This window comes from Oleiphilus sp. HI0067 (genome assembly GCF_001635735.1).
Genome location: NZ_LWFI01001699.1, coordinates 1 through 817, shown reverse-complemented (window position 1 = coordinate 817; position 817 = coordinate 1). Strand labels below are relative to the sequence as shown.

Sequence of the window (817 nt, the reverse complement as noted above, 5' to 3'; positions counted from 1 at the left end):
ATCATCGGCAAAACATAGAGCATAACCATGCCATCGACTTCTGCACAATCGCCCAGTGTGTAGACGTTCTTAGCGGACGTTTCCAAACTACGATCGCACGTAATGCCTTTATTAGTCTCGATGCCGCTCTCAGAAGCCAGCTTAGTATTTGGTGCTAAACCAATCGCACTAATCGCTATATCGGCTGAGATTTTTTCACCGTTGTCGAGCTCCACTATTACGCCATCAACAGTTTCTTGGATATCAACAACGCTTCGCTCAAAGTAGAAGTTCGCGCCGGCATCACTCAAGCTTTTTGTAACACATTCTGATGCTTCTGGCGGCAGCATGGTATCTAAAACATGTTGGCTTAAGCCGATCAATGACACTTCATATTCGCCATTCAAAAGATCGTTCGCGTATTCACAACCGATCAAACCTGTTCCGACAATTGCGACATGCTTTTTGCCTTGGCTAGCTGTGCGGAATGCGCGGTAATCATCAAGATCATTGATCGAGAAAATGCGGTCACTCTCAGGTTTAACAAACTTCAGTTTGAATGGACTTGCGCCCGTCGCTAATACGAGCTTGCTGTATTCGATCGTCTCATTATCAACGAGGATTGTTTGTTTTTCAGTGTCGATATTTTGCACACTTGTTTGTGTGCGTATTGACATATTTAACTGTTCTGACATTTGCACAGCATTAGACATTACTAATGCTTCTGCGTCTTTATTTTTGGTGAATCCCGTTGACAGCATCGGTTTAGAATATGCGCTGCCATCGTCTTGGGTAATCATTAACAGAGGAGTTTCAGAATTAAGTTTTCGAAATTCGC

1 protein-coding gene is annotated in these 817 nt (G+C 43.5%); it reads right to left on the bottom strand.

The window, feature by feature from the left end:
• Nucleotides 1–779 (bottom strand): NAD(P)/FAD-dependent oxidoreductase (locus tag A3739_RS27045; RefSeq protein ID WP_231877164.1); only part of this gene is annotated, 779 nt, incomplete at its 3' end.
• Nucleotides 780–817: the final 38 nt, after the last annotated feature.